This is a genomic window from Orrella daihaiensis, assembly GCF_022811525.1.
Lineage (GTDB): Bacteria > Pseudomonadota > Gammaproteobacteria > Burkholderiales > Burkholderiaceae_B > Algicoccus > Algicoccus daihaiensis.
The window spans coordinates 1,319,964-1,344,696 of sequence record NZ_CP063982.1 but is presented as its reverse complement, the minus strand read 5'-3'; the positions used below and the strand labels follow the sequence as shown (position 1 = coordinate 1,344,696).

Genomic DNA, 24,733 nt, shown 5'->3' with positions numbered 1-24,733 from the left:
AAACGAAGCAAAAGCAATAAAAACATTCAACCTTTCCATGCCAAATATGCCAACACACCCTGTCCATTTGGCCTCGCATGTTCAAAACAACCTCGATCAAGCACGAGCGGCCTTGATTGGGTGTAAGCATGTGGAATTCGCGATGCTGTTCGGATCCTTGGCTCGGGGATCTGAAACTCGCGACAGCGATGTTGACGTGGCTGTGCTGGCAAACAAGCCATTAAACGCTCGACAGAAAATTAAGCTAATCGATGCCCTTGCCTTGGCAACTGGCAGACCCGTCGATCTGATCGATTTACGTACAGTTGGGCAACCTTTGTTAAACCAAATCCTAAAGCACGGTCTGCGCCTGATTGGTTCCGACGAACAAATGGCTACACTCATGTATCGTAACGTCGTCGACCGAGCAGACTTTTTGCCACTACGCAACCGAATTCTCAAGGAAAAGAGCGCCGCATGGATCTCGAAGTGATTTCACAAAAGCTGGAGTCTCTCACGCGCTGGATAGACCGAATCCGTGGCACTTGCCCGCAGTCGGTTGCTGAGCTGCAAAAAGACATCGACGCTCAAGATATATTGACACTGAATCTGTCACGGGCCGTTCAGATGACCGTTGATGTCAGCACGCATATTATCGCCTGCACACGGGCACAGACACCCCAAACGATGGGAGAGAGTTTCGAGACTCTCAGCCAACTCGGTGTGCTAGATGCAGAACTTGCGGCTCGTATGCGTAAAGCGGTTGGGTTTCGAAACATTGCGGTACATAACTACGAAGCGATCAATTGGGAAGTGGTTTACAACATCGCCACCGAGCGCTTAGATGATTTCAGGCGCTTTGTTCGTGCAATCAATGTCTGGCTGCGCCAAGCATCGGCTCGGTAAAGCCAGACAGGTCATAGCCCTCTAACTTACGACAACCGCCCTTCGCACGAAATGCTAGACCCCCTCTCTCACAAAAGATCCGTGCGGCGGCTCGTGAAAGCTTGGACCAAAGGGCAGTATGACCATCGAACGCCACCCTAAAGTCGATCGACTACAGAAAAGGCAGGTCTTACAGATCAAAAGAAATCACACCGACAAACCAATTTACTGGCGGCAACCCGATCGACTTAACAAAGCGCCTAAGCAACAAAGTTAGCTGTGCTCAACGTACTTAGGTCGGTGCCAACTAGTTGAACAACGGCGTCAGATGCTGCTTCGTAATGTTTAGAGCTATTGCCATCGATGACGACATAGGTATTTGAGGCGAAGGTGAACCCAATAGCAGCAGGCTGTTGATTTCCTGACCAACCCCAAACCACATCGGCGATAGCGTCATTCAAATTGGAGAAACGAGAATCAAGGTTGTTCGTGTCAACCACATACGAGCTTGCGCTCACAAAACTGATCTGGTCATCGCTGGTAAATCCAGTAACAACGTCGATCCCTGCGGCTGCAACCGTGCCAATCACAACACGGTCCACTCCACTGCCAACATCAATGACATCCTCACCCACGCCACCCGTTAACGTGTCGTTACCTGCGCCGCCATCGATTGAATCGTTCCCTGCTCCACCGGTGATGATGTCACGAAATGTCGATCCGATGAGCGAATAGCCATTGCCGCTGCCTGATTCAGCAGAGACATTAATGAAATTGTCATTGCCTGACGTCGATGTATCGGCTGACAAGTCCACGACTCGCAGCCCCGCCTCGTAAGCGTCGTCGGCAAGCGCAAGGTTAAATTGAGCGTCAAAAGGACCTACCGCCTCAACGCGACTGACATTGCTCAAACCGGCCCAGCTCATCAAGGACGTCAGTTGGAACGAGGACTGCGTGCCAACGTTGTTGCCAATAACCAGCGCGTTTGAACCTGCGCCCCCATCGATGGAGTCGATAAGCGCGTTGGACGAGAATAATTCATCAACCTGCCTGTAATAGAGGCGGTCATCACCGTCACCGCCACTGAGCACATCAGCACTATTACCACCGGTGATGTGATCATTCCCGTCGCCGCCATCAATGGTGTCCGCTTTACTGCCACCGACCAGCGTGTCATTGCCTGAGGTGCCCACAATGTTGTAGAGAATCTGATTAGCCGCAGTAGCTCTGTCATAGGTATCAATATCAATCCGAACACTACCGAGATCTGTCGAACCAGCACTGCCGGTACCTGTCGCATCGATAATCAGTAAATTCCCACCCGCCCACTGATCAGTAACAACATAGTTTGCTGAAGTGGCATCAAATAAGTTGACGTTGGATAAATTGGCTTTGATGAGGTCTGACGCTTCGAGATCAGTGATGTGATCCACGCCCGCATTGACGTCAATATGACTATCACTCGATGATCCAAACACCGCGTTGTAGACAAACGTATCAGCGCCAGAACCACCCGTCAACGAATCGGCACCTACACCGCCAGTTAACTGGTCCGCACCACTTGCCCCTGTTAACACATCGTCGCCACTGCCACCAGTCAGGGTGTCATTGACCTCACCACCCGTGACCGACACATCAAACCCTGAACCCGTTGCCGCCGTCACTGAAATCTCACCAGCAAGACCAGTCGCATCAACATTGCCTTTCAGATCAGTGACGTCAAACCAATGCCCAGCACTTGGCCCAAACGCGATGAGTGATAAGGTCTTACCGTCGGCCAGCGCAGTGGCATCAACCGTCAGCGTGCCCACGGCCGTGTTGTCATACCGTAACGTCGTGTCGTCATCACCCGTGACAATGGTGTTGATACCTGCTGTCACAAACACATCGCCGATGTTGAAACTGTTGGCGCCCGTGAGCGAAATGCGTTCGACAGAACTCACCTTGTCAAAATCCGCATGAAAATTATCACCCTGCGGACTCTGAGCCGTTAGCGTGTCTATCGGGCTGCTGAACGCAATCGTGTCGGTGCCATCACCGCCGATCACCGTCGCGGTGTCTCTTAACTGAACATTGTCGGTGAACCGGAACACATCATTGCCTTCGCCACCGTCAATTGAATACGCCCCGGTGCCAGAGGTGATGTCATCATCGCCTCCCAACGTTTGGATGTTCGACACCCGGGTTGGTGCGATGACTGTGTTGTTTGCTGCGTCACCGAGCACCGTGACTGAGCTGGAGTAATCCATGCCATTGTTGACTGCCGCAAACGTCAAAGTCGACAAATCAACACTTGGTGTGCCAACGAGCTCCACGCGAAGCTCTTCATTACCCCAATTCTGCTGGGTGTTGATGCTGATCACCTGACCAGCTAGCTGACTGCCTAAAAACGTAGCTTGCACTGAATTAGCAAGCAATACATGCTCAATGCTGCCAGCGGTCAAGAGCGTGGCAGTGGTGAGATTTGCAAATGAGGTAGAACCGCGCACCCAAATGGTATCGCTGCCATTTCCACCGTCGATGACTTCACCCGTAGCCACTTCCGTGCTGCTGGTTAGGCCATACACGAACGTGTCATTGCCATCACCACCAGCCAATTCATCTGCACCGTCATCACCTTCTAAAACATCATTACCTACCCCACCCTCTAGCGTGTCAGCGCCAACCCCACCATCCAGAATGTCGGCACCTGCCCCACCGATGAGCGAATCCGAACCAGACGAGCCATACAGCGTCAAGGCTTGGTCACTGGCGGCGTTCGACCCATCGATCAAGTTGGTGCCCAACGGGTCTGTGTCTGGCATCAGGGAAATCGTGCGCAAACCCGCCGCGAACGCATCGGCATTTAAAGCCAAGGAAATCGCGTTGGTGTTGGCTGCCATCGCCACCAAAGTCTCAACGTCGCTGACATTGGCAAATGAGTCGGTAGCGACAATGGTGATCGGGCCCGAGTCCAGCAGACGTATGGTGTTTTCTCCGGCGCCACCAACAATGACATCTCTGACTTGGCCATCGGACACGAAGGCAGACACGAGGTTGTATTGAAATCGATCATCGCCATCAAATCCGAACAGGAAGTGCTGACCAGAATCCGCCGGGACAAAGGTATCCTGCCCGGTGGTGCCGAGCACCACCGGGATCGGGCTGGTGGTGACATTGCCTGATGCATCTGTAACCGCCAGCGATGTCGTGGTCAGCGCAAGTTGCGGCGTCACACTGAAAGAGTACGCCGTATTAGCGGCTGCCAGTGTTTGACTGCTCAACACCGTCGTGCCGTCAAGCAGTCGGGCTTGACCCGGCTCATCACTTGCAACGGACAAGGTGGCTGGTGGCGCGGCGCTAAAGCTCACGATCGTGGGAGCCGTCGTATCGGGATCTGGTTCGGGTTCGGGGTCTGGCATCACTTGACGCTCAGGTTCAGGCTCGACATACCGACTGACCCCCGGCACATCAACACCCTGGTAGTTCGGACCTGTGTAGATGGCTTGAATCACAGCCGCCCGGCTTTGCACCGGCAACACTTGAACGAGATCGCTGATCGGCAACGACATGCCGGTCAACGCGAGGTGCAGCACCGAATACTGGGCCGCCTCGCTTCGTAGCGCGATCATCTCTTCGGACTGCGCAAAACTTGTGAGCACCGCGGTCCTCGGCGTACCTGACTCAAGCAACTGCAACCAGTAACCTAAGCCCGATTCATCTGCATCACGGCCAAACGCACGTTGGTAAAGTGATTCGATATAGTCACGATCTGAGAGTGAGGCATGCTCAGTTTGATATTCACCTGACTGCACGAACTGCTCAGCGATTTCAATGATGGTGGCTCCTTGCCGCAAAGCAGCCACCCAGTGCGCTAAACCATCTGCATCTGGCACACGATTGAAGGCACTGAAGTACAGTCTGGCAACCGGTTCCACAAAGGTATCGAACTCAACTGACTCAACAAATGCTTGCGTGACGCCTACCGCGTCAATCGCGCCAGACTGCATCTGAGCAGCCCAAAACCGCACACCGGGCTCATCAGCCTCTCGTCCTAGTAATGACTGATAGAGTTGGCTGATAAACGCTGTACTCATAGGCTGCTACCTCAATGCTTGATAGGCGATTGATTGTCGCCATGATTCCCATATCACCACCCGTAGGGTGACAATTGATCCTGCTTTCATAGGGTATGTTTAGAACACCAGACTGCCTAATTACTTGCAAAAGCTTGCAGACTCCTGCAAAAAACAAAGCGTGATTTAGAAGCAACCTCGTTTAAACAACTCTGCCCATGGAGTTGTGTGCCAATCACAACAAAACGCTCATACTGCATGCCTGAGCTCAGACTGGCTAACAGGGGATTTTGTCGCACAACACGGTCTACAATAAGCATGTCTTGAACTATCCAGCGGTTTCTATCTCTGCGCTATCGCTCATATGCGACAACCACCCAAATCGGTTATCTCAACGCCGTTTCATGAACATGCGCATCTAAAGCGCAGGCGCTGGTATTGGCTGGCGCCCATGCTCGTGCTGGCCTTGTATACCTTGGTGATGGGGGCTTTTTTCTGGTTACAGCAGATTCGTGAAGACAGCATCATGTTCATCACGATTGACCAGGAGATGCGCCAGCAGCGACTGACCTGGGTGGTGATCGGATTATCGGTGGTGATCGTGGTGGCGTTGCTCGCACTCTGGCGCTACACCCGCCATCGCACCGAGACTGAAGCGGCCTTGATGGCAGAAACCGAGTTTCGCCGCGCCATGGAAAACTCGATGTCCACCGGCATGCGTGTACTCGATCTTGAGGGTCGGATTGCCTATGTCAACCCGGCGTTTTGTCGGATGATTGGCTGGAATGAGGCTGACTTGATTGGGCGCATGCCGCCCTTTCCTTATTGGGTGCCTGGCAAGTACGACTCGCATCGACAGACGCTCGATGCCGTGCTGTCCGGTAAAACGCCTTCTAGCGGCATCGAACTAGAGGCGCAGCGACGCGATGGCTCGCGTTTCACGGCGCGCATGTACGTGTCAGCGCTGCTGGCGCCAAACGGCACCCAGATTGGCTGGATGACCTCGATGACTGACATCACCGAGCCACGTCGCATTCGAGAGGCACTGACGGCGGCACACGAACGGTTTATGACCGTGCTCGAAAGTCTGGATGATGCTATTTCAGTGACTGCCGACACAGCAGACGGCATGGATTTGCTGTTTGCCAACCGCACCTACCGCAGTCTGTTTGGTGCACAAACCCATGGCCACCAGGAACTACTCGCGGGTCGGCGCGGGCGCTACAGCGACGAATCGGCCGAAGTCTACTCCACGCAGGTCGAACGTTGGTTCGAGGTACAGCACCGGATGCTGGCCTGGACCGATGGGCGTCGGGTGCGCATGCAAGTCGCACGCGACATCACGGAACGCCGCGAGCATGAGGAAGCCTCCCGAGTCCAACAGGAAAAAATTCAGATCACCAGTCGTTTGACCACCATGGGTGAGATGGCTTCGTCGCTCGCGCACGAACTGAATCAGCCACTGACCGCCATCAGTAACTACAGCATGGGTGCGGCCGCCATGGTCAAGGCGGGCCAGACCGAGCCCGAAAAGTTACTGCCCGCCCTGGAAAAAGCCGCTGCCCAGGCACAGCGCGCCGGCAAGATCATCAGTCGGATCAGGGAATTCGTTAAACGCAGCGAACCGCGGCGCCAGCCAGTCGATATCAAGACCATCGTGGATAACGCCGTGAGTTTGGCTGAAATCGACGCGCGCAAACGCGCCATCGACATCGAGATCAACCTGCCCACGGATATGCCTAAAGTATTGGCAGACCCGATTCTGATTGAGCAGGTGCTCCTAAACCTCATCAAAAACGGCCTGGAGGCAATGGACAAAAGCGCCGAAGCCATCCTAACCATCGAAGTCAGCCGCCACCACAACACCATGCAAGTGGCGGTGATTGACGCAGGCCACGGTGTATCTGACCCCGATCGCTTGTTCGAGCCCTTCTTTAGCACCAAGTCGGAAGGACTTGGGATGGGCTTGAACATATGCCGCACTATCATTGAGTCGCACCACGGTCAGCTATGGGCCGTCAATAACCAGACACCGACCAACCCGCACAAATCCGGCACAACTTTCCGGTTCACGTTACCATGTGCCCCAATCGAGATGCTTGAGAACAGCACCTCACCCGAGCAAACCCCTGACAACAAAATCAAAGAGGAGTTTCCTGCATGACGATGCCGCCAACTGCTAGCACTGTATATATCGTGGATGACGATGAGGCTGTTCGTGACTCACTGCGTTGGTTACTGGAAGCCAACACTTATCGTGTTAAGTCATTCGCCAGTGCTGAGGCGTTTTTGGCGGAATACCGGGAGGACCAGCCGGGGATTTTGATTGTTGACGTGCGCATGCCAGGCATGAGCGGCTTGCAACTGCAAGAGGAACTTATCGCACGCAAGTCACACATGCCGGTTGTGTTCATCACCGGCCATGGCGACGTGCCCATGGCAGTGAACACCATGAAAAAAGGCGCTGTCGACTTTCTGGAAAAACCGTTTAATGAAACCGATCTGCGCGACATCGTGACCCGGATGTTCGACATCGCCAACGAGAACCTGCAAAAGCAGCAATCCAAGCGCGCGCACGATGCCATGCTCGGTCGCTTGACCGCTCGCGAGCAGCAAGTCCTTGAGCGGATTGTGGCGGGTCGATTAAATAAGCAAATCGCCGACGATCTGGGCATCAGCATCAAGACCGTCGAAGCTCATCGCGCCAACATCATGGAAAAGCTGCAAGTCACGACTGTAGCCGACCTCATGAAAGTGGCATTGGCCAGTGATTCGTAATAACAACCGACAGCGCCGATAAACCATCAAACCCGACAAACGATCTCAGACACCCATGCTTAAACAGTCTTCACTTGCTTTGATGGTATTGGTTGCACTTTCCGGATGCAGCTCGACGACGACAGCCCCCCTGATAAACCCACCCAAGCAGGTCATCTCGATTCAAACGCTGGATGTTGACAAAATGGTCGCTGGTGTGACCTGCACCCTTGCAAACGACCAAGGACAATGGACCGTCACCACACCGGGCACGATTGAAGTCACCACATCAGAACAAGACCTCGTGGTGACTTGCACCAACCAAGATGCCAACAGCGGCACGGCCAAGGCGGTCTCTAGCCCCGCACCAAGCGTGTTTGTGCATCCTACGGCAGCAGTAGTCGCACCGGTGGGCGCAGTCAGCATCATCGAGGAGCAACTGCGTGGCATCATACAGGCCTACCCATCAACTGTACAAGTGATGCTAAATCAAGACATCATTGTCACGGCTAGTCAGTAGCGAGCCAGCAGCGGATCAATCGCAAATCAGTCGGCGGTGACCCGATTAGAGCCTACTCTTTACGAATCAAATAGTGCCAATAGCGAGTCAAGCTCAGGGATAGACTGTCGTTCAATATCCAAACGTGCTTTTGGAAAATGCTTGGCATAAAAGCCTGGATCAAATGGGTCGCGCCGGTCGATGCTTTTAAGGCGTTCTTTGCAGGCCTGGCTCGATGGCGGCACCGCCAGCCCCAGTATTCTTAATAAAAGACCCTCTAGACAAGGTTCCAAGGCGATGAGCTCAATGCCGTGGTGGCGAGCTTCACGTCGTTTAGCAGCAGCGGGAGGACAATCGGCGTCTAGCAATGCCACGGCTCGATCGGGTTTTGAGCATCGCAGCTCTCCAAGCAACGTTGCAATCACATGGTTGCCACCTTTACCACCAGCCTGCTTTGGCAGGACATACGGTGCGCCTCGCTTGCCGGCGGTATAGGTCGAGCGCAGATAGGCGACAAAAGCCTGATCCGCTTTGCCCTCACAACAGAGCAAAACAGTTTTACGGACGGATTTTCGCATGCCTAACCGTCGCTATTGAATATCCGGTACTGCGCCGTAGGCACCAGCACGATATCGAGCACTGAAATTATCACGTGCTGCCACACCGCGGATGTCTGACAGTCGGACGACCTCACTACTCGTATCTAGCTTGTCAACCAAGTAAATTTGTGTCTTATGCAACAAGTTCATGAGCCAGTCAGCATGACTCGTAAATAGCAACTGTGATCCATAAGGATTCGATACGGGTTGGACAAATAGATCAATCACCGCTCGAAGCATGTGCGGATGCAAGTCGGCCTCGATCTCGTCAATGATGGCCACACCACCATCGCGCAGCACAGGCAAAACAATCGATAGCAAAGAAAACAAGCCAACGGTACCCGAAGACTCGTTCAAAATCGACAAACGCGCCTCTTGATTAGCCAACTGATGAACGCAATAGGCCATCCAAGGGCCAGTGCCGTCCTCAGGATCCGCACTAGCCGCATCAATGCGCTCATAAACCACATCTTGGATATCGATATCCCAGCGATTGAGTTGAGCAAGCATGCTCTGTGATAGCCCAGGGTTTTTGCGGAATATATCGATAGCATCTAAGGTGTTGTATAGCCCTGGCATGCGGGGGCCTCTTGGGGTCAAGTTGCTTCGGACTTGTTTGAAGTACTGAACAATGCTGACTGCCTGCGGCAAGTTATGCTGGGCAAGCCAAGCCAGCCACGAAACGTTTTTACGCAAGTTGGCCGATAGTTTCTCCCCAAGACCTTGAATCTGGTACTGACCATCGACCCACTGACGCTCAAAAACCCGACTAAAAAGTTTGCTGCTTTTGATGCGTAGCCGTTCGTACCGCACAACTTGCTCAGCTATTTCAAGGTCATATCGGTAACAGTTAGGCTCGGCGCCCTCTGCATCCGAAAGCACAAACTCGACATGAATGCCTACGGGTGCATCGGTGTTAAAGAAGTGGGGACGAAATGGGGTGGCGTCCTCGAGCTTGTAACTAAACGATTCACTCACGAAATCCGCCAGTGCCGACAACACCCTCAATAGATTCGTCTTGCCCGATGCATTAGCGCCATAGATACCAGCGACTTTAGCTACTCGGTTACTGCTGCAAGGATTGTCTAAGAAATGATAGTTGTCTGGTGCCGACACACCGACTGAGAGATCCATCGAAGATCTCTGCGCAAAGGAGAGGTAGTTTTTTATTTCAAACGAAGTGATCATTTTGCACACTAGAAATTTGATTTCTGCATTTTAATGCTATTTTTTTGTTTCTATGGCAATTTTTTATCGACCTAACACTCAAATGCGTCGATAAACCGTGTCAATACGAACGCTGATTATCCTGAAAACGGAGGGTGCATCAGCCTCCATCACTGATGTCAACTGTCTCACCCTATCAGCTTGCAGCGCCGCAGCACCACGGTTATCAATCAAACCATCAAACAGAGAAACTCCACGCGGTGGCGTCTGTCTGATAAGAGATGAACTCGGTGGACATGACAAACGATTTCGCCACATCCTCGACACTGCCGCCTGACTCAATGACTTGCATCCAATAGTTTTTGCCTGCCTCGTCTGCAGTGCGATTGAGTAGGCCCTGATAGAGGCTATCGACTTGATCTTCGACTGCCTGTTCGGCAAACCCCGTTTGCAGGCCGTCCGTGAACTCTGAGGACAGCAGAAACTGTATTGCCATATCACCAAGCGACAGACCTGCTTCAGCCTGCGCGCCCCAATACTGAACCCCAGTTGCATCACCCTCGCGTCCCAGGACGTTTTGATAGAGCGCGACCACAGGGCTGATGGCACCGTGATCAATGTAAAGCGTTTGATCGCTAAATTCGATCTGCTCCACATTAATCAGCGTATCGACGGTTGATGGATCTGTCAGAGACTGAACGGTCGTTGCACCCCTTGACCAGATGATGAGGTAGTCATCTGATGCGCCTTGATAGCGGGCCGTATCCAAGCCTGATCCGCCATGCAAGGTGTTCACACCACTGCCGCCGTAGACAATGTCATTGCCTTCGCCGCCAAATATCTGGTCATTGCCACCACGCGATCCGACAATGTCATCACCTGCCCCACCGTCGAGGATGTCATCATCTTCGCCCAACTCAATCCATTGCGTGGCGCTATCACCCACCGCGACGTTATTGCCTGCACCACCTGTGACGGTGACAGCACCCGCAATTCCTGCAAACTCAATATCGTCAAGCTGCAACACTGACCCGGCCGGCAGTCCTGATGCATCAATAATAAGGGCTTCAACAGGAGATGCACTGGCACTGCCGGTGATCACGATGGGCGTTCCCGGACTGCCACCTGTGGCGGTTGGGGTAATCATGCGCACGTCGACCGTCGTACCGGTCGGCAAGCTGTTGGTAAATACTTCTGCACGATATGACATCGATGCATTGCCACCGATACCCGTATCACCACTGCCACCACCTGCAAGGTTTTGTAGCATCAGCCCCAGACTGCTGGCACTGGCTTGTGCTGTTTGCGGCGCCTCAAAACCACTGGAGACAATCGACACGCCAGCCGGGATCGTCATGCGCGCTGTCACACCCTCTTCAGTAGCACCAGCCTGTGAGAACACCGGCACGACAGCCGGATTAGCTGCGGTTGCTGGCACCGACAGGTTAGTCACTTCAGCGCCATCAGCACCCCGGGTTGTGGTCACAGGCACGCCATCAATGACCTGCCGCACGAGCACTGGTTGATTAGCTTGTGCCGGACCATCGTCCTGCACAACCACTGGGTCATCGACTGGCGTGACATCCACGGTCATGGTGTAGGCAGCCTGTGAATAGCCCGTACCGTCATTGACCTCATACTCAAAGCTGGCATACCCATCGCCATTCTCGTTGGCCGTTGGCGCAAATTGCAACAACCCAGCGACCAGATCAGCTCGTGCAATCACTTGATTTAACGTCACATCAGTACCGTCAAGACGTAACGTGCCATCCGCAGGCAAGACTGTGATTTTGATTTGGCTCAGATCATCGCCATCCAAATCCGCATACCCAAAATCCCCAATCCCAAATGTGTAGGACTCATCTTCGTTGACAGTTACCGTGCTGTTGGCGGCGGTAGGCAAGTCATTGGTCCCTGCCACCGTCACTACAGAGGCTAACGACAACGTGGCCGTGTCCGAGCCACTGTTACTCATCCCACCGCTGTCTTGCAGACCGGTGATGGTCACCACGCGTGAACTGGCGGTGCTCGGCGACTGACTGCTATTGCTGTAGGTGATCCCGTTAATAAGTGTCTGCATGGCCGCTTCAGACAAGGTAGCCCCAGTCAACGCAACCGTGGCGGTCTCACCCGTCACGCTCACGGCATACGAGACACTATTGTCCTCTGTCGCCCCACTGTTGCCATCAGTCAGTGCCACCGCACTGCCATCGATCTGAAGCGATTCGGTTGAATCAGCGACGTTGGTCACCGTCAACGTTAATGCCTTCAATGTCTGCCCTGATTCCACAGTTGAAATAGCGGCATTACTAAACAACGTTTGCGCACTACCGTCTTCCGTAAACGTCGGATCGGCTCCCGTTGCGGTCAATGTCGGGGCATCATTGACCGCTGTTATCGCAACGGTCGTGGAACCGATGTCTGTTCCTGCACTCCCATCAGCAAACGTCCAGTCCAATTGCACTGAGGATGACGGATCATTTGACAGATTGCGATACGTAATGTGAGAAAGCACGTTGTCGACAAGTGCAGCTGTGGCAGTCGCTTCCAAACTGGTGAAGTCAACCCTGAGCGTGCCAGCGTTATTGCTAAACGATGCAAACGTCAGACCGGCAACCTGTAAGTCTGAGCCTGTCACTGAAAATGACGCGGTTGACGTATCAAACCCAAAATCATCGTCTGCATTGGCACCGCCATTGCGTGCAATCGTCAACGAGGCGCCGTTATAGTTTCCAGAGGCTGCGTTCAATGCATCTAATTCGATATCGCTGACCGTGACACTGCTATCGAGCACAACGGCCGATCCACCCTCGGTAAACGATGGTGCGCCGTTTAGACCAGCGAAAGCTGGGGCACCGTTGACTGCCGTCACGGCAATATTGAAGGTTTGGCCCGTCACAGCCGCCGCACTGTTTTCACCACCGTCGGCCAACCTGAACACAAAACTGTCAGTCGTTGTCAGCCCACCGCCATGCAGATACTTGATCAAGCCATTGTCGATGTCCGCCTGAGTAAACGTGCTGCTAACCCCCAAGAGCTCGCCCACATCCACCAAACTATTGCCGTTTGTGTCAATGAACAGATCGCCATTGCTCGTGCTGGTCGTCACGGTGTAAATCAGACCAGTGCCAGCGTCATCGGGGTCACTCGCATCCAGTAGCGTGTCAACAATCGTGCCCGACCCACCTTGCAATACTGTCAGCCCCGAGTTGACAGCCACCGTGGGCGCATCGTTGACCGCCGTCACGGTGACAGTTGACGTCAACGCCAAGGCAGCGCTATTCGTTCCGCCGTTGGCAGTCCCACCACTGTCCTGCAGACCGGTGATGGTCACCACACGGTTACTGTTCGTACTCGGTGCCTGACTGCTGTTGCTGTAAGTGATGCCATCAATCAATGTCTGCATGGCTGCTGCAGACAAGCTCGCCCCGGTTAATGCAACCGTGGCGGTCCCACCTGTCACGCTAACGGCAAACGAAACATCATTGGTGGCCGTTGTTCCGCTATTGCCATCGGTTAAAGCCACCGCAGTGCCATCAATCTCAAGCGATTCGGTTGAATCAGCGACGTTGGTCACCGTCAGTGTCAAGCCTTGTAAGGTCTGCCCTGACTCCACCGTTGAGACTGATGCATCCGTGAATAATGCTTGTGCACTGCCGCCTTCCGTGAATGTGGGGTTCGCCCCAGTGGTCGACAAAGTCGGTTCATCGTTGACGGCTGTTATAGCAACCGTCGTGGAACCAATGTCTGTGCCTGCACTCCCATCGGCAAATGTCCAGTCCAATCGGACCGACGTCGGGGGATCATTGGACGAATTACCATACTGAATACGCGAGAGAACATCATTAACCAGCGCCGTCGTAGCGGTCGTGCTCGAGCTTGTGAAGCTAACCGTGAGCGTGCCACCGATCTCAGTGAAGGTTGCGAACGTCTGCCCACCTGCTTGCAGGTTGGTGCCTGATACCGTAAATGAAGCACCTGACGTATTGAACGCAAAATAATCGTCTGCATTGGCGCCACCGTAACGCCCAATCGTCAACGACGCCCCGCTGTAGTCCCCGTTAGCCGCATTTAACGCCGCCAACTCCACATCACTGACCGTGACGGTACTGTCAAGCACAACAGGCACCCCACCTTCAGTGAAAGACGGTGCCCCATTCAAGCCAGAGAAGACCGGCGCATCATTGACCGCCGTGATATTGACATTCACCGTCCCTAAGATCACCGAACCGCCGCCACCCGCCCCACTATTGCCGCCGTCATTGGCACTCAATACCAGCGTGGTGTAACCAAGACCACTGCCATTGGGTGGTCCCTGGTAGTAGATATTGCTAGCCGTATTCAGATAGGTATCAATATTGCTAGCCGTACCAAACAGAAATAAAGAGCCCGTCCCCGAACCACCCACGGTCACCCCAAAGCCACTGCTGGCAGACAGCGTCCCGGCACCCACATTGAGGTTAACCGTGATATTGCCAGAACCGGAATCCACATCACTTAGCGTAATTGAAGACAGATCGACAGGACTTCCAGTATCTTCCGTCACCGTGATGCTAAACGGCACCCCCGTCATACTGGGATCGTCGTTGACTGCAGTCACAGTGACCGAAAGGAGAAGGGGCGACCCCGACACATTTGAGGTTGGGCCGTCTGACATCGCATTGAAGAACTGTCGACTAGGCCCAGACGTCCATGCCATTGGAGTCGAGTCTGTGACAGCATGAATTTGCAATGCGTCCGGTGTCCCGTTGTAGTTCGACACTGGCACGAATCGCAAAGATGAGTTTTTGTCTAATAATAGACCTTGCCATGTATATACCGCGGCTCCAACGTCGTACCAGTTTGCCCCGTCAGTCGAGTATTGCCAGGCACCTTGGGTCGCGGTATTTGATGTGATGACGATGCCAGAAAACTGATCGCCTTCCGAATCCGAAACAGAATTGGATAACGATGAAATGCTAAACCCAGTTGGACTGGTCGCGTCCTCTAAGATTGACCCGATACTATAGGTAGGTACGTTCCAAGTTGGTGCGGTGTTGGCCATTTAGCGGTCTCAATGTGTTGGTTTGACGAGGGGCAATATCAAAACAGCGCTTCTTTGATCACCGTTAAACATCTCACGATGACATTGCTTAGTAGCAATCTTGGCGGGAAAGTTTCCCTTGCATGGCCATAAAACGCAAGACAATGGCTGCGTAAACCGTGATTTTTATTGGCTTTGCAAGGATATCTTTAGAAAAATAAAACTTGCTTAGTGAAATGCGCGCACTGGTCACTACCGAGCCTGACCACTCACACTTCGACCTAAACTTAAGGCAAGAGTCAAACCTACGAAGGCGAACACCCGATCGCAAATACAACAAAGATCAAGACAAGGGGAATAAACGATGAATACGCCAACACAACAAACACCCACAGAATTGATGCCATTGCCACTCGATTACGAGGTTTGCGGTCAAGGTCCTGCGCTACTGTTGTTGCATGGGTTTCCGCAAAACCGCGCCATTTGGCAACCGATCAAGGCAGCCTTGTCACCTCATTTCACGTTGGTCATGCCAGACTTACGCGGTTACGGTCAATCACCTAAACCAGCAAGTGACCCAGCCCATCTGACTTACTCCAAGCGCGCCATGGCAAACGATCTCATCAAGCTGATGGATGAGCTCGGGCATGTAAGGTTTGGGGTGGTTGGGCACGACCGCGGGGCGCGCGTAGCGCATCGGTTGGCGGCTGACCATGGCGAGCGGATCTCGCGCCTGATGCTCTTAGACATATCGCCAACGCTTGCGATGTACGAGCAAACCGACATGACATTTGCTGCCGGTTACTGGCATTGGTTTTTTTTGATTCAGGCTTATCCGTTGCCAGAGACCATGATTGGTCAAGATCCCGTTTTTTTTATGGACCAGTTCATGGTGAAACGCTATCCCGGACGGCACATCTTTGAGAGCAAGCGATGGGAAAGCTATTTGGCAGGCATCCAAGACCCGGCCTGTCTGCATGCCATGTGCGAGGACTATCGTGCGTCATTTACGATCGACCTTGAGCATGACCGTGCCGATCGTCAAGCGCAACGTAAACTGCAAATGCCTGTGCGCGTGCTGTGGGGCCAGCACGGCATGATCGAGAAATGCTTTAAGCCTTTAGAAGATTGGGCACAGGTGGCAAGCGATGTCTCGGGTCAAACCATCGATGCGGGTCACTATATTCCCGAAGAAAGACCTGAGATGCTGCAAGCGGAAATACGGGCGTTTTTTAGCTAGCGTCGCAGATTCGCGATTAGCCGTAGGGTCGAGATGTACAGCCACACCAAGGTCACCATCAGACCGAGTGCGACGTACCAGTTGATGTAGTCCGGCTGTAGCTGGCGTTTTAGGGTAACCGAACGGTGAACTGGTGGGGTAATCCTCCCCTAGGATGACGTTTTCGGGATGATGATCCATCATCGCCAATTGGCATGAGCTAGCTGACTACTATGCTCGCCCGAGTCACATGCGATAATCACAGCAGAAGCGAGGATGCTCCCTCCTCTGCCAGACAGCACTAAACGCGGGTACTGACCGTCACGATGACACAAGAACGTCAACCAAACCAAGATGGGCTGAGAAAAGCATTTGGCAAATCACCGCATAACATCGACAGCGGCGATCATCTTCGACTGCCCATCGGCATACAGACCTTCTCTGAAATCCGCGAAGGCGGCTACTACTACGTTGACAAAACACCAGACATTGAGAGACTTGTTGCTCAAAACAAATACTACTTTCTGTCTCGCCCCAGGCGCTTCGGAAAAAGCCTCTTATTAGACACGTTACGTTGCCTTTTTGAGGGTAGACAACGCTTATTTGAAGGCCTTTACATCCATCATAAGTGGGACTGGCAAATCAAACACCCTGTGATCCGTCTGAGCTTTGGCAGCGGTGTCATGCGCAACCGAGATGAGCTCGATGTTCGGATCCGCGATCAATTCCGAATTATTCGAAACGACCTCGGTTTGCCGCCCGGCTTGCAGACAGATATCGCTGGTGAGTTTCTAGCGCTGATACGTGACGCACAAGAACAGTACCAACAGACGGCTGTTGTACTCATCGACGAATACGACAAACCCATCCTCGACAACATCCTTGATACTAGTCGAGCCATGGAGTTGCGCGAAGGTCTAAAAAACCTCTATAGCGCGCTCAAAGACGCCGACCCACACCTTCGACTGGTTTTGTTAACCGGGGTATCGAAATTTAGCAAAGTCAGCTTGTTCTCTGGACTAAACAACCTTCGAGATATCACGCTTTCGCCTGATCATGCGACCATTTGCGGCTACACCGACGCGGACATCGATCAAGTGTTTAAACCAGCGCTTGGCAACCTGAATCGCGACATGATCCGTGACTGGTACAACGGTTACCGCTGGGGCGGACAAGATGTTGCATCGGTATACAACCCGTTTGACGTTTTGCTGCTACTACAAGAACGGCGGTTTGGCGCTTACTGGTTTGAGACGGCCACACCGACATTCTTGTTGGACATACTGAAGGCGCGTGGGGTGTTCACGCCATCGCTTGATCACTTGACCGCAAAAACGCAACTGCTTGGCCAGTTCGATGTCGACGATATCAGTACCGAAGGCCTCTTATTCCAAACAGGCTACCTGACCATTAAGGACGTCAAAGAGCCTAAACCCGGACTGCAGCTATACACGCTCGGCTTTCCAAATCTCGAGGTGGAGAGCAGTTTGAATGATGCTTTATTGCCTACACTTGGCATTAATCGTCAGGATGCACAAACACTTCAAATCAAGCTGCTCGACTTGCTTGAAAACCACCATGTCGCTGGTCTGCGAGCCCACTTGCAAGCCCTCTACTCGAGCATCCCACACGATTGGTATCGCAACAACCCAATTGCGCAATACGAAGGTCACTACGCAAGCGTCTTCTACAGCCACTTTGCAGCTTTGGGGTTGGCCATTACCGTCGAGGATGCCACCAACCATGGTCGTGTAGACATGACGGTGGAGTTCGGCAACCACATATACATATTCGAATTCAAGGTAGTCGAAAAACTGCCTGAAGGCCGAGCGTTAGCGCAGATCATTGAGAAAGGCTACGCTGATAAATACAGAGCTAGCGATAAGTTGATCCACTTGGTGGGCGTAGAGTTTTCTAGTGAAAAACGCGAAATTGTGGCGCTTGATGTGCAAACCATTGAACCCAAGGCCACGGCGTAAGCGCAGCAAGAGGCAACTGATCCTAGGCGAGTACTTTTGCAGTCACCGGGTAGCAAGTAATGTCTCGGATCAAACCATCGATGCGGGTCACGATATCCCTGGAGAGCGACCCGAGGTGCTGCAAGCTGAAATACGGGCGTTTTTTAGCTAGCGTCGCAGATTCGCGATTAGCCGTAGGATCGAGATGTACAGCCACACCAAGGTCACCATCAAACCCATTGCGACGTACCAGTTGATGTAGTCCGGTTGTGGCTGGCGTCTTAGATTGTCAATGCGCTCAAAATCAAGCACTAGATTTAACGCAGCCGTCAACGACACAAACCCAAACCACAACACAGCGCCCCAACTGCCCTCTCGCAACCAGCCCACAGGCATCCCCAATAGGCTTAAAACAATCGCCACCAGGTAGGCCAATGCAATGCCCGCTGTGGCCACGTAGACCGCCAACCGAAACCGCGGCGTGGCGCGCAGCCAACCAGCCAAATACAAAGCCAGCATCACCACAAAGACGCAGGCCGTTGCCAATACCGTCTGCAGTGCAATGCCTGGGTATCTGGCCTCAAAGGCAAACGCCAAGCCACCCATGAACAAGCCACCAGCCACGGCATACAGGGGCGCAAGCCACGTCGACAGTTGGGGTTTGAGGCTCGCGATGAACGCAAAACTGAAAGCCACCACGCCAGCCCCAAAACCAAAGTTACGGGCCAGGGTCGCATCGTCCGCAAACAGAAACCAGATGGCGTAACCCGATACGCACGACAACAGCAGTAACCAGACAGTCGCACCAATCACCTTAGGCACGGCAAGCGTGACCGTACTTGGTCGGGTTGGCGCAGGCACATGAGCAAGCAGCGGACTGCCGACCGCTTTAAGGTGACCTGTCATTAGCGATGGCGTGCGCGGTGGGGAAACGAACATAAGGGAAATTGGGGTGATCAGAGTGATGGGGCTGATGTAGGTGAGTCAACGATCTCGTGTAGTCACAAATTGTACGGCTGTGATCGCGTTTTAGCCGTCATGGCCACAGCACATCGTGACCGCAGCGCCTTTTTACTAGCGACAGAAACACGCTTTGCACCATGTAAGCGGTTTGGTGTTGCCCCTGCCATACCTCAGACAGGCCCTACACCGAAGTCATCAGCAAAGCGGTCGATCTGGTGCATTCGCTCATGCAAGATCGTCACGATACCGACCGCTCCGTCTGACAAATATCGCCAGTACACAATATGGTGCTCGTAGCGCAAGCAAAAACCAGACACCCCAAACTCGCCTGGCACAGGTTTGGACAACACACCATGTGATGCAATCCGCTCAAACGCCGCAAACATCCCCTTGATGTATTTGTCTGCTTGGCGCTTTCCCCACTTTTGTTTGGTGTATTGATAAATTTCGTCGATTCGCAGCGACGCCGCCGCTTGGACACGGACTGGCACTCGATCACCGTTCGTGACGACTAATCACATCGGCAGCCGATAATGGCTCGTATGAATCTTCCGGCGCAGCGAATGCCATCGCCAATTCCGCCTTCAACCGCTCAAAGGCCATAGCCTGAGTTCGCTCTTTGTCGCGACGGATCAAGTCACGTATGTACTCACTGACGTTCTCATAGGAACCGTCTTCACTAACATTCGCGGCGACAAAGTCGCTCAGTGCACCGCTCAGACGCACAGTCAACGTGGTTGTGCTCATTCGAGGTTCCTAGACACAAAAGTTTTTATGTATTCATTCTAATCAAAATTGAATACACCTACAACGTGGATACAACAGGCTCGCCTGCCGCAAACCTCTCCTGCTGCCCCCTCGAGTTCCAAGGTTGCTGCCATTTTTTCCTGAGAGGAAATCAAAGACAACCCCCGTCCGTTGCCAACAAGTATTGAGCTACCAGGCTGTCAATTCCTGCTAGCGTGATTAATGGCGTGAGCTCCTAGGCCTCGCGCGAAACTAAGTCGATCAAGTCGTGCGCGGTGTGGCGCAGACTTATCCGACCCAAACGCATGGAATCGTGAGCAAAGAGGTTGAACCGAGGGACAAACCGAAAGGCAAGTGACACCCGAATCACAATCAGCGTGCGCGCCTTTGATCATGGATTTCCACTACCATAAGTGCTGTCATGAGTGCTCGTTAGGTTTCTGTCGTGAGCGTACAATGCACAATGTTGACCTTGTAGGCTTTTGTCCAAACTCATTACGAGGTCAGATTCGGCATCAACGGTCGCCGGCAGATTAGGGCGGTTTGATAATGGTTTCGCGCGAATAACCCGATACTCTTGGTGGAACATTAAATGGATAGGATCACTCTGGAGCCTGGCAAACGAGGGGGCAGACCTTGCATCAGGGGTTTGCGCATTACCGTTTACGATGTTCTCTCGATGCTTGCTAGCGGCATGACACATCAGGAAATCTTGGAAGACTTCCCTGAGCTTACCGTTGAGGACATCATGGCTGTATTGGCCTATGCTGCTGACCGAGAGCATCAGGTTTATTCGTTGAGGGTTAATTGAAGCTGTTACTCGACGAAAACCTCTCTCGCCGATTGGTTCCTTTTCTTGAACAAGACTTTCCGGGCACATCCCAAGTTGTTCTCGTCGGCCTAGAGTCTGCCAGTGACAGGGAAGTTTGGGATCATGCGAAACAAAACGGCTATGTTGTTGTGACTAGAGATGCGGATTTCCAGGAACTTTCTTTGGTCTGGGGTACGCCACCCCAGGTAATCCGCCTAATAACACCTAATGTTGGCCGAGGCGCTATCCTCAAGCTGCTTCTAGATAACAAGAATCACATATATGAAACGCTTGGTGATCACGGTTTGGCTTGCATCGAGTTACTCGCCTAGGCCCCGCAAGGCGTGAACACAGCGGTCAGGATCAGATCGATGTGCAAAACCGCCAAGCCGTTTACGAGGCTGCTAAGCTTGCCAGACCGCATCGGTGGAAAAACCGGTCAACTCGTGACTGGAATCGGCCGCAGCAGGTTTCGCTTAACCCGCCAAAAGAGCACTACCAAGCCGAAGCCAGCTTAAAACGGGCGGCATGAAATTCGGACATCTTTCGTGAGAAGCACCGACTCATGGCCATCACATTGTTATTAAACATATCCTCCTAGCCGGTTGTAGTAGCCGAGCAAAAAGGATAAAATGTTTCTAAATATGAAACGATCGTTTTGTTTTATGAAACACAATGTCTTTCACTAATGTCTGTCGCTGACCTACTCTTTCCTAACCAGTACCGCCGCAAAGTGCTGGCGTTTCTAGCAATGAATCCGGATGTTTCGGTTCATCTGCGTGAACTTGCCCGCCTGACACACACATCTCCGGGCACTTTGAAAAAGGAGCTCGACTTGCTGGTCGCTGCAGATTTGGTGAAATCAAAAGCGCAGGGCAATCAAGTTCAGTTTTGCATCAACCCCGACCACCCCGTTTACCAGGAATTGCAGGCACTGATTCGTAAGACCATCGGTTTGTATGATGTCTTGGCTAATGCGTTGAGACCACTAGCCGATCATTTGGAAGTGGCATTCGTGTTTGGGTCTGTGGCCAAAGAAACCGAGACATCTCACAGTGATATCGATGTTTTGATTATTGGTGATGTCACATTCGGACAAATCCACAACGCGCTCTATGATGCGCAGAAAGTCTTGTCTCGAGAAATCAATCCCAAGGTTATGTCGCGCGACGAATGGACACGCAAACGGCAAGAAGGGAATGCATTTGTAAAAGACATCGTTTCAAAGCCAAAGATTTTTATCATCGGTAGTGAGCATGACCTCTGAAAATTTGCGCAACCTAGAAAAAATTGGACAGCTTGATGCTGTCGAGTTTTCTCAAGACTTATTGGATCGAATGCTTGCGACAGCCCGTAGTCGTCTGAAAGATGCCCTGCGCGTAGAAAACAGTACCGAGACCCGTTTCGATTGTGCGTATACAGCGATCAGAGCGGTTGCCGATGCCGCGTTATTAAGGCAGGGGTATCGGACATCGACATCCAAGCCAGGCCACCATCAAACGACCTTGCAATGTTTGGTTCACACGCTAGATGTTCCGACACTCACCGTACAAATCCTAGACGGCTTACGCAAACAGCGAAACGTGACAGACTATGAGGGCGAGCTTGTCACCGAAGCTTTGCTGCAAGAATGTCTTGAGCAGGCCCGAGACTTGTTGGCGTTGGCCGAACAGCGTCTGGAGTAACGTGGATATCAATGAATCAAAGATCACGTCAGAAATCGCTTGCCGATCCTGGGCTGTCATGGCCAGGGTTAGGGTTTTAGCGGGCGATTAAAGTATTCTTGTATTTTATTGAGGGCTGTGCCCTTTTGTTGCGCCTATAACTTGGGTTCGTTTTGTAAAAACAGTTTGGAAAATTTACCAATACTAAGTTTATATTAGTATTTGCCGGCTGATTCAGTCGCGTTTCTTGTTGTTTGATATTGCATACCGAGGCGTTATTCTTTGCAGAATTTTTAGCCAAATTAGAGGATTGAGTTGGCGGCAAGGGCCGATTTTGTTGCCGATTTGTGGGAATTCAGATTGAGTCAAAAATGTAATTCGGGTAATTTATTTGCTCAAAAATTAAGCAGACTCAAAAATCCTCCCTTTTCTGAAAATGACCTAAAGGTAGGTTTCTCTCGTGAGCCGCCTACATTTCGGTAGGAAAATTGGTTAATTGATCTTGCATGCTGCATGAGTTGAATATGCATGGGTCCCAAGTTTGGCGCTTCAAACAAAAAGCCGTCAAACACACAAGCCTGCCTTCATCGCGTTTATCCAGTCCAAGCAAGTTTCACAGCGCTCATGAAAACATTTTCTTAATCTGAATGAGAATCGCCATGACGATGAGGAAAATCACGATCCACTTCAGGGTCTTGAGCGTTAGCCTTAAGAGCCATCCAGTTAACGACACCATACCGCCAACCACCTGAGTAACCTCTTCAGCTGAAACGGAGGTTGACGGGGCTCGTGTCTTTCTGGCCGCCTCAAGCTGTGCTTTTTCGCTGCGACGCGTCGCTTCAAGCAGATCTTTTTGAAGATCAAGTTGTTTTTTTATCTGTACACAGTTTGGGCATATCCCATTGCGTATCGCCGGGGACTTGTAGCCGCATTCCAAACACACCCATTCACCGTCAATTTTTGCCATGATGTATTCCTGACGACTCTTGCCAAAAACGAAATTTTATATCAAGCGAATTAATAGTCACGCGCAGTATCAGGCGGCTTTCCAGAAAACAAACTGGCAGCCTTGACTGCTTTGATGAGCTGGTTGCTTGCGCGCTTGTAGTGGCGACGCATCTGGGTTTCTTTCTGCTTGCCGTCGCGTACCATTTGATCCGCCTTCTGGGCAGAAACCTTTGCCAGGAATCGCAGGCTCTGAAGCTGCAACTTGTTCTCGGCCTTCTCTGTTTTACTGAGCCGCGGTTGCTCCAACTTTCTTAGCACCTGGCCTGCCATGATGAACGCTTGGGCATTGCCTTCGTCAATATTCTTTTTAATCGCCATCTGATCCACAAAACCGTTCTGCCCTGCCTTCTCGGCTTCAGCGATTTGTCGTTGATAGGCTTCGTTGCGCTCGTAGTTAAGGATCTTCTGGGCGATGGATCGAGCGATTTCTGGGTCCTTAATTTCTGGCAGGATGACTGAGTGAATTTGATCGAGCGCTGGATCCGGTACGTCTAATATCGTTCGAGCCGTCAGGCCGTGACGAATGGCGTTTAATGCCGCCGCCCGTTTGCCAGCGGCAGATTTAGGGCCGGTGGATCGCTGGGCGTTGAGCCGATTGGCGGCCTGCCTGCGATCACTCGTCATCGGTTTCTCTGTCATTGGACACGGGTTGCATCTCGATGGCGTGAACGTTGCGACTCAAGTTCTCGTTTTGTAGGCGCAGGCGTTCAATGACGAGTTTGCGCTTGACTAACGCTTCATACGACGCTTGAAATCCCTGCATGGCTTTTAATCGGTCGGCGATGCGGGCGTCTAGGTTACCTAATGCCGCGACTTGCCACTTGGTTGCCTCAGCCATCAGACTTTGCACACTATGTCCTACTGCCTTGGCAGAAGCAATCAGTAGAGGTTCATTCCAGATGTTGTTCGAACTACCGAGCAGGGTTGGCTTAGGCGGATTGTTTACTTTCAGCTTCAACCAGTCGCAGGCAGCCGTGAAAATGATTTCAACCTTTTGCGCCTCAAGACGCCGTATCCACCACATGCAATCAAAGATCTTCTCGGCCAGGTAGATCTGCATCGGTGTTTTGGCTTCGAGCTCGGTAATGGTGGCTTGCAGTCCATCACGGTATTCATCGGCAGACTCGCCTGGCAGCAATGGAATGTGGCCGCCGGATAGTTTGCTGATGATGGAAAGTGGCAAATCGTCTGTCGAGTGTGTCGTTGATTTTTTGCCCATTGCGATCGTCCTCAGGATTTGGTGTTGGTTAGTCGCACACCTGGTCTATCATCGGGAGTACCAATGAATTCGACACCCATTGCTTCAAGAGCAGTCTTAATTGCTGATAGCGTGCGGGCTTGAACCGGCGGTAGGCCGCTCACGGCCTCTAGCCGCTTTATGGTTGCGATTCCAACTCCA

Annotated in this window: 22 protein-coding genes; 11 read left to right on the top strand and 11 right to left on the bottom strand. The window is 52.3% G+C overall.

Going from position 1 to position 24,733, the window contains the following annotated elements:
* The first annotated feature begins 46 nt into the window (after nt 1-46).
* Both mntA and hepT read left to right on the top strand, forming a co-directional pair.
* A complete protein-coding gene (gene mntA, locus DHf2319_RS06170; RefSeq protein WP_243479918.1) occupies nt 47-472 on the top strand; it encodes a type VII toxin-antitoxin system MntA family adenylyltransferase antitoxin in 426 nt (141 codons plus the stop codon).
* Nucleotides 457-885 (top strand): type VII toxin-antitoxin system HepT family RNase toxin, encoded by a 429-nt coding sequence (gene hepT, locus DHf2319_RS06165; protein WP_243479917.1) that lies wholly within the window; start codon nt 457-459, stop codon nt 883-885. Before mntA ends, hepT begins: the two co-directional genes overlap by 16 nt.
* Before the next feature lie 239 nt (nt 886-1,124).
* Here hepT and DHf2319_RS06160 read toward each other — a convergent pair whose 3' ends face one another.
* Nucleotides 1,125-4,940 (bottom strand): DUF4214 domain-containing protein, encoded by a 3,816-nt coding sequence (locus tag DHf2319_RS06160; protein WP_243479916.1) that lies wholly within the window; start codon nt 4,938-4,940, stop codon nt 1,125-1,127.
* A 343-nt stretch (nt 4,941-5,283) separates the two neighbouring features.
* On the opposite strand from DHf2319_RS06160, the gene DHf2319_RS06155 reads away from it, so the two are divergent.
* The 3 genes from DHf2319_RS06155 to DHf2319_RS06145 are packed head-to-tail and all read left to right on the top strand — an operon-like array spanning nt 5,284 to nt 8,196.
* Complete coding sequence (locus DHf2319_RS06155) at nt 5,284-7,083, top strand: PAS domain-containing sensor histidine kinase (RefSeq protein ID WP_243479915.1); 1,800 nt, start codon at nt 5,284-5,286, stop codon at nt 7,081-7,083.
* Nucleotides 7,080-7,697: a response regulator transcription factor gene (locus tag DHf2319_RS06150; RefSeq protein WP_243479914.1), complete on the top strand. Its 618-nt coding sequence runs from the start codon at nt 7,080-7,082 to the stop codon at nt 7,695-7,697. The genes DHf2319_RS06155 and DHf2319_RS06150 overlap by 4 nt, the downstream gene beginning before the upstream one ends.
* A 55-nt stretch (nt 7,698-7,752) precedes the next feature.
* Nucleotides 7,753-8,196 (top strand): hypothetical protein, encoded by a 444-nt coding sequence (locus tag DHf2319_RS06145; protein WP_243479913.1) that lies wholly within the window; start codon nt 7,753-7,755, stop codon nt 8,194-8,196.
* 59 nt (nt 8,197-8,255) lie between these two features.
* On the opposite strand, the gene DHf2319_RS06140 is transcribed toward DHf2319_RS06145, so the two are convergent.
* The 3 genes from DHf2319_RS06140 to DHf2319_RS06130 all read right to left on the bottom strand — a co-directional run bounded on the left by DHf2319_RS06140 (nt 8,256) and on the right by DHf2319_RS06130 (nt 14,985).
* Nucleotides 8,256-8,753 carry a hypothetical protein gene (locus tag DHf2319_RS06140; protein ID WP_243479912.1) on the bottom strand — a complete coding sequence of 166 codons (498 nt, stop codon included), beginning with the start codon at nt 8,751-8,753 and terminating at the stop codon, nt 8,256-8,258.
* Nucleotides 8,754-8,765: 12 nt separating this feature from the next.
* Entirely contained in the window at nt 8,766-9,908 is a 1,143-nt protein-coding gene (locus DHf2319_RS06135) for an AAA family ATPase (protein ID WP_243479911.1), read from the bottom strand.
* Nucleotides 9,909-10,179: 271 nt separating this feature from the next.
* Nucleotides 10,180-14,985 (bottom strand): cadherin-like domain-containing protein, encoded by a 4,806-nt coding sequence (locus DHf2319_RS06130; RefSeq protein ID WP_243479910.1) that lies wholly within the window; start codon nt 14,983-14,985, stop codon nt 10,180-10,182.
* A 343-nt stretch (nt 14,986-15,328) separates the two neighbouring features.
* Between DHf2319_RS06130 and DHf2319_RS06125 the strand changes: the two genes are divergently transcribed.
* Complete coding sequence (locus DHf2319_RS06125) at nt 15,329-16,204, top strand: alpha/beta fold hydrolase (protein ID WP_243479909.1); 876 nt, start codon at nt 15,329-15,331, stop codon at nt 16,202-16,204.
* Here DHf2319_RS06125 and DHf2319_RS13180 read toward each other — a convergent pair.
* Complete coding sequence (locus tag DHf2319_RS13180) at nt 16,201-16,347, bottom strand: Bax inhibitor-1/YccA family membrane protein (RefSeq protein ID WP_369810240.1); 147 nt, start codon at nt 16,345-16,347, stop codon at nt 16,201-16,203. The two genes, DHf2319_RS06125 and DHf2319_RS13180, sit on opposite strands and share 4 nt — an antisense overlap.
* 162 nt (nt 16,348-16,509) lie before the next feature.
* Between DHf2319_RS13180 and DHf2319_RS06120 the strand changes: the two genes are divergently transcribed.
* Entirely contained in the window at nt 16,510-18,162 is a 1,653-nt protein-coding gene (locus DHf2319_RS06120) for an ATP-binding protein (protein ID WP_243479908.1), read from the top strand.
* A 147-nt stretch (nt 18,163-18,309) separates the two neighbouring features.
* Here DHf2319_RS06120 and DHf2319_RS06115 read toward each other — a convergent pair whose 3' ends face one another.
* The 3 genes from DHf2319_RS06115 to DHf2319_RS06105 form a co-directional block, all read right to left on the bottom strand.
* Nucleotides 18,310-19,047 carry a Bax inhibitor-1/YccA family protein gene (locus tag DHf2319_RS06115; protein WP_243479907.1) on the bottom strand — a complete coding sequence of 246 codons (738 nt, stop codon included), beginning with the start codon at nt 19,045-19,047 and terminating at the stop codon, nt 18,310-18,312.
* A gap of 227 nt (nt 19,048-19,274) precedes the next feature.
* Nucleotides 19,275-19,595, bottom strand: coding sequence for a type II toxin-antitoxin system RelE/ParE family toxin (locus DHf2319_RS06110; protein ID WP_243479906.1), 321 nt, complete (start codon nt 19,593-19,595; stop codon nt 19,275-19,277).
* A gap of 4 nt (nt 19,596-19,599) precedes the next feature.
* The gene (locus DHf2319_RS06105) at nt 19,600-19,851 is read right to left on the bottom strand and encodes a ribbon-helix-helix domain-containing protein (RefSeq protein WP_243479905.1); all 252 of its coding nucleotides are present in this window, start codon (nt 19,849-19,851) and stop codon (nt 19,600-19,602) included.
* Nucleotides 19,852-20,443: 592 nt separating this feature from the next.
* Between DHf2319_RS06105 and DHf2319_RS06100 the strand changes: the two genes are divergently transcribed.
* The 4 genes from DHf2319_RS06100 to DHf2319_RS06085 all read left to right on the top strand — a co-directional run bounded on the left by DHf2319_RS06100 (nt 20,444) and on the right by DHf2319_RS06085 (nt 22,347).
* A complete protein-coding gene (locus DHf2319_RS06100; RefSeq protein ID WP_243479904.1) occupies nt 20,444-20,662 on the top strand; it encodes a DUF433 domain-containing protein in 219 nt (72 codons plus the stop codon).
* A complete protein-coding gene (locus tag DHf2319_RS06095) occupies nt 20,659-20,994 on the top strand; it encodes a DUF5615 family PIN-like protein (protein WP_305802179.1) in 336 nt (111 codons plus the stop codon). Before DHf2319_RS06100 ends, DHf2319_RS06095 begins: the two co-directional genes overlap by 4 nt.
* A gap of 356 nt (nt 20,995-21,350) precedes the next feature.
* Nucleotides 21,351-21,929 carry a nucleotidyltransferase domain-containing protein gene (locus DHf2319_RS06090; protein ID WP_243479903.1) on the top strand — a complete coding sequence of 193 codons (579 nt, stop codon included), beginning with the start codon at nt 21,351-21,353 and terminating at the stop codon, nt 21,927-21,929.
* The gene (locus DHf2319_RS06085) at nt 21,919-22,347 is read left to right on the top strand and encodes a hypothetical protein (protein WP_243479902.1); all 429 of its coding nucleotides are present in this window, start codon (nt 21,919-21,921) and stop codon (nt 22,345-22,347) included. The genes DHf2319_RS06090 and DHf2319_RS06085 overlap by 11 nt, the downstream gene beginning before the upstream one ends.
* A gap of 601 nt (nt 22,348-22,948) precedes the next feature.
* On the opposite strand, the gene DHf2319_RS06080 is transcribed toward DHf2319_RS06085, so the two are convergent.
* Genes DHf2319_RS06080 through DHf2319_RS06070 form a run of 3 tightly spaced genes read right to left on the bottom strand, consistent with a single transcriptional unit; the run spans nt 22,949 to nt 24,553 of the window.
* The gene (locus DHf2319_RS06080) at nt 22,949-23,293 is read right to left on the bottom strand and encodes a hypothetical protein (RefSeq protein WP_243479901.1); all 345 of its coding nucleotides are present in this window, start codon (nt 23,291-23,293) and stop codon (nt 22,949-22,951) included.
* 50 nt (nt 23,294-23,343) lie between these two features.
* Complete coding sequence (locus DHf2319_RS06075; protein WP_243479900.1) at nt 23,344-23,958, bottom strand: hypothetical protein; 615 nt, start codon at nt 23,956-23,958, stop codon at nt 23,344-23,346.
* The gene (locus tag DHf2319_RS06070) at nt 23,948-24,553 is read right to left on the bottom strand and encodes a hypothetical protein (RefSeq protein ID WP_243479899.1); all 606 of its coding nucleotides are present in this window, start codon (nt 24,551-24,553) and stop codon (nt 23,948-23,950) included. Before DHf2319_RS06070 ends, DHf2319_RS06075 begins: the two co-directional genes overlap by 11 nt.
* Nucleotides 24,554-24,733 lie beyond the last annotated feature (180 nt).